The sequence below is a fragment of the Brevundimonas sp. genome (assembly GCF_041911375.1).
Lineage (GTDB): Bacteria > Pseudomonadota > Alphaproteobacteria > Caulobacterales > Caulobacteraceae > Brevundimonas.
Genome location: NZ_JAYRPA010000010.1, coordinates 1 through 4,721 on the forward strand (window position 1 = coordinate 1; position 4,721 = coordinate 4,721).

The window sequence follows — 4,721 nt, forward strand, 5'->3', positions numbered from 1 at the left end:
GATCGATCAGGCTGACCAGGATCGGCGGATCGGCCGGCAGATCGAAGGTCGCGGGCGGAACCCACGCCAGCCCCAGGATCAGGGCCGCCTCCAGGCCGACGACGACGGCGCCGGCGGCCAGCCACCCGGCGCGCTTGCCCGCCCGGGACGCCGTTGGCCGCCTGGGGGGTCCGCCATCAGGGGCGTTTGAGCGTCCCCGCATCCCGACTCCGGAAAAGATTCTCGATGTCGTGATGAAAATCAGCGGCGCGCGTCAGTATAATGGCGACCACCGATCCGGCGGCGTGCGACATCCTATCGTTGATAGATGAAGCGAGTCCGCGCCAAGCTTCGCCCTCTGGCGCGGCCTAACGTCCGAAGACGTCGCCCGGTTCCTCACTGAACATTATTATTGCGGCGCGGCGCCGGATCGAATGGCCAAGCTGAACGATTCTCGCCTAACGCACGCCATTACTCCGCCTTGTCCACCTTCGTACCTGTAATGGCGCGATCCTGGGAGTGGCGCCCCGGCATGAAGGAGACAGGACTTGAGCAGCAAATCGAAACTCAGGACGGCGGTCGTCGGCGGCGCCCTCATCGCCGTCGGCTTTGCGGCCAGCGGCTGCGCCAGCCATCGTTTCGTGCGTGATCAGGTGCAGGTGGTGGACAACCGCGTGATGGAGGTCGACGGCCGCGTCACCCAGGTCGAAGGCACGGCCGGCCAGGCGCTGGAGCGCGCCAACGCGGCCCACAAGCTGGCGGAAGGCAAGTTCCTCTATCAGGTCGTGCTGTCGGACGACTCGGTCAAGTTCCCGACCGACGCCTCGGCGCTCTCGCCTGAAGCCGAGCAGCGCCTCAGCGAACTGGCCCAGCGTCTGAAGAGCGAGAACCGCAACGTCTACCTGGAGATCCAGGGCTATACGGACGCCGCGGGCGACGAAAAGTACAACGAGGACCTGGGCACCCAGCGCGCCGAGGCGGTGCGCCGCTACATGAGCATGCAGGGCATCGCCCTGAACCGCATGGCCACCATCTCGTATGGCGAGGCCCAGCCGGTCGCGCCGAACACGACCCGCGAGGGCCGTGCGCAGAACCGCCGCGTCGCCATCGTCGTCCTGACGTAAGGCGCATCGGCGCAGACGCCCCCAGAAGCGGCCGCTCCTTCCCGGGAGCGGCCGTTTTCGTGCGGCAAACGGCGAACGACCTGGCGGGAAGGTCCAGCGAGCCGCCCATGGAACGCGGATCGACCGGATTGAACTTTCCGCGCGGCCGGTGTGAACTCGACCGGCTCCACGGGAGGAAAGACTATGAAGAGCAAGACGATGATCGCCACGACTTCGGCGATTGCTGTCGCGGCCCTGGCGGCGGCCGCACCGGCGATGGCCGAGAACTGGACGGTGTTCTCCAACAGCGATCAGACGGCCTATCTGATCGACGTCGACACCCTGGCCCTGAGTGAGGGCCAGGCCGTCGCCCGCATCGCCCGGGTCCCGCGCCAGGGGGATGCCGCCGACCAGCGCCATGAAACCGAGGAGGTCGAGGTGCGCTGCGCCGACCAGACATCCCGCTCGGGCCTGACCGTCAGCTACGGCCCGGACGGCGCCGAGACGGATCGCTACACGGAGGAGATGCCTTGGGAGAGGGCGCGGCAGGGCACCATCTACGCCGAGGTCGTGTCCTACGTCTGCGACGGCATGAAGCCCGCGGGCGCATCGGCGCCGACCATCGCCGCCTTCGTCGCGGCCGGCCGGAAATAAGGCATCGCAGGCGCCGGGCGGCGCAGACGCCGCGTGACCATCGTCACGCGGCTGACGCCCGAGGGGACCGCCGCCTCAGACGTCGACGGCGGCGTCCAGGGCGTTGTCCTGGATGAACTCGCGCCGGGGTTCGACCACGTCGCCCATCAGCTTGGCGAACAGGTCGTTGGCGTCCTCCTCATGCTCGACCGAGACCTGCAGCAGGGTGCGGGCGTTGGCGTCCAGCGTGGTCTCCCACAGCTGTTCGGGGTTCATCTCGCCCAGGCCCTTGTAGCGCTGAATCGACAGGCCCTTCTTGCCGGCGTCCAGCACCGCGTTCAGCAGGTCGAGCGGCCCGCGGATGGTGGTGGACTTCTCCTTGCGGCGGAAGGTCGCCGGGGCCTGGAACACGCCGTCGAACGCCTGGGCGCGCTCGGCCAGGCGGCGCGCGTCCAGCGAGCGGATCAGCGTCTCTTCCAGCACGATCGTCTCCTGCACCGCGCGACGGGTGCGGGTGAAGACCACGGCGCCCTGCGCGCCCGGCTGGCCCGTCCATTCGCCGTCGCCTTCCTCCGCGTACAGGTTCAGGCGCACGGCGGCGGCTGCGGCGGCCGTGGCCATGTCGGCGTCCTCGGCGAACAGACCCGCCAGCGCCGACTGTTCGATGGCGAAGGCCGGGGCGCGCTGGCTGAGGCGATCCACTCCGGCCTTGAAGCCCTTGGCCTCGCGCACCAGGGACTGCAGGTCCAGACCCAGGCGGCGCTCGCCCGTCGACAGGTCCAGCTCGGCCTCGGACGAGCCTTCCTCGATCAGATAGGCGTCCATCTCGGCCTGATCCTTGAGGTAGCGGCTCTGCTTGCCCTTGGCGGCCTTATAGAGCGGCGGCTGGGCGATGTAGACGTGGCCGCGTTCGATCAGCTCGGGCATCTGCCGGTAGAAGAAGGTCAGCAGCAGGGTCCGGATGTGCGCGCCGTCGACGTCGGCGTCGGCCATCAGGATGATCTTGTGATAGCGCAGCTTGTCGGCGTTGAAGTCGTCGCGGCCGATGCCGGTGCCCAGCGCCAGGATCAGGGTGCCGATCAGGTCCGACGACAGCATCCGGTCGAAGCGTGCGCGCTCGACGTTCAGGATCTTGCCGCGCAGAGGCAGGACGGCCTGGTTCTCGCGGTTGCGCGCCTGCTTGGCCGAGCCGCCGGCGGAATCGCCTTCGACGATGAACAGTTCGGACTTGGCGGGATCGCGCTCCTGGCAGTCGGCCAGCTTGCCCGGCAGGCTGCTGATCTCCAGCGCCGACTTGCGCCGGGTCAGGTCGCGCGCCTTGCGGGCGGCTTCACGGGCGGAGGCCGCCTCGATGATCTTGGCGACCACCTGTTTGGCCTCGACGGGGTGTTCCTCGAACCAGGTGGACAGGCCTTCGCTGCACAGGGCCTCCACGGCCGGGCGCACTTCGGACGAGACCAGCTTGTCCTTGGTCTGGCTGGAGAATTTCGGATCCGGCACCTTGACCGACAGGACGCAGGTCAGGCCTTCGCGGGCGTCCTCGCCGGTGACGGAGACCTTCTCCTTCTTGCCGGCGCCCGAGCTCTCGATATAGCCGCCCATGATGCGCGTCAGGCTGGCGCGGAAGGCCGACAGGTGGGTGCCCCCATCCCGCTGCGGGATGTTGTTGGTGAAGCACAGCATGGTCTCGTGGTAGCTGTCGTTCCACCACAGGGCGAGATCCAGCTCGATCCCCTCCTTCTTGCCGCGAATGACGATGACGTCCTTCAGAATCGGCGTCTTGGACTTGTCCAGGTGGCGCACGAAGGCCTCGACCCCGCCCTCGTAGTGCAGGATCATCTCGATCGGCTCGGCGTGGCGCTGGTCGGCCAGCTTGATGACCACGCCCGAGTTCAGGAAGGCCAGTTCCCGCAGCCGGTGCTCCAGCGTCTTCAGGTCGAAGTCGATGTGGCTGAAGGTGGTGACCGACGGATAGAAGGTGACCTCGGTGCCGCTCAGGGGCTTGCCGGTGTCCTCGCGGATCGGGGCGACGCCCGTGACCTCCAGCGACTTGACCGTGTCGCCGCGCTCGAAGCGCATCTCGTGCTGCTTACCGTCGCGATAGATCTTCAGCTGCAGCCAGTCCGACAGGGCGTTGACCACCGACACGCCCACGCCGTGCAGACCGCCCGACACCTTGTAGGAGTTCTGGTCGAACTTACCGCCGGCGTGCAGCTGGGTCATGATGACCTCGGCGGCCGAAACGCCTTCCTCGGCGTGGATGTCGGTGGGGATGCCGCGTCCGTTGTCGGTGACGGTGACCGATCCATCGGCGTTTAGGATGACCTGGACCAGGTCGGCGTGACCGGCCAGCGCCTCGTCGATGGCGTTGTCGACCACTTCATAGACCATGTGGTGCAGGCCCGAGCCGTCGTCGGTGTCGCCGATATACATGCCGGGGCGTTTGCGCACGGCGTCCAGGCCTTTGAGAACCTTGATGGAATCGGCGCCGTATTCAGGCAGGTCGGCAATCGGATCGGTCATGAATCGTTGGCTCTGAAGTCCCGACCGGGACGGGGATGGAGCGCCGCTGCGGACGCTCGAATCGACGACGGAGTCGCACCGCGCCGAAGCCCGCAACATATAGGAAATTTGGGGGAAAAAGCGAGGATTTCCGCGCCGAATCCTACCCGATCTCCAGCGTTCCGCCGGAGACGCGGACGAACTGGGCGCGGCCGTCCAGACCGGCGAACAGGGCGCGCTCGGTGCCGGTCATGAAGGCCTGAAGGTTCAGGGCGACGATCTCGTCGAACAGGGCGGCGCGGCGGCGCTCATCCAAGTGGGCGGGCGCCTCGTCCAGCAGCAGGATCGGAACCGCGGACTGGCCGGACAGGCGGGCGATCTGGGCCAGGATCAGGTTCAGGACCAGGGCCTTCTGTTCGCCGGAGGAGCCCTCGTCGGCGGGGCGCTGCTTCTCGCGGTGGATGGCTGTCAGGTCGGTGCGGTGCGGGCCGAACAGCGAGCGGC

Annotated in this window: 4 protein-coding genes and 1 pseudogene; 2 read left to right on the top strand and 3 right to left on the bottom strand. The window is 67.5% G+C overall.

All coding sequences use genetic code 11. The features are described 5' to 3' along the window. Positions 1–202, bottom strand: a 202-nt coding sequence (locus ACE3PU_RS01270; protein ID WP_374385825.1) for a hypothetical protein, incomplete at its 3' end; no start/stop codon positions are given. Between the two features lie 325 nt (positions 203–527). Between ACE3PU_RS01270 and ACE3PU_RS01275 the strand changes: the two genes are divergently transcribed. Both ACE3PU_RS01275 and ACE3PU_RS01280 read left to right on the top strand, forming a co-directional pair. Continuing rightward, on the top strand, positions 528–1,103 hold the full coding sequence (locus ACE3PU_RS01275; RefSeq protein WP_374385827.1) for an OmpA family protein: 576 nt from the start codon (positions 528–530) through the stop codon (positions 1,101–1,103). Between the two features lie 183 nt (positions 1,104–1,286). Continuing rightward, positions 1,287–1,736 carry a hypothetical protein gene (locus ACE3PU_RS01280; RefSeq protein WP_374385830.1) on the top strand — a complete coding sequence of 150 codons (450 nt, stop codon included), beginning with the start codon at positions 1,287–1,289 and terminating at the stop codon, positions 1,734–1,736. A 75-nt stretch (positions 1,737–1,811) separates the two neighbouring features. Here the strand turns inward: ACE3PU_RS01280 and gyrB are convergent, their stop codons facing one another. After that, positions 1,812–4,238, bottom strand: a complete 2,427-nt coding sequence (gene gyrB, locus ACE3PU_RS01285; protein ID WP_374385832.1) for a DNA topoisomerase (ATP-hydrolyzing) subunit B — start codon at positions 4,236–4,238, stop codon at positions 1,812–1,814. 142 nt (positions 4,239–4,380) lie between these two features. Further along, positions 4,381–4,721: pseudogene (locus ACE3PU_RS01290) on the bottom strand (DNA replication and repair protein RecF); the annotation flags it as partial.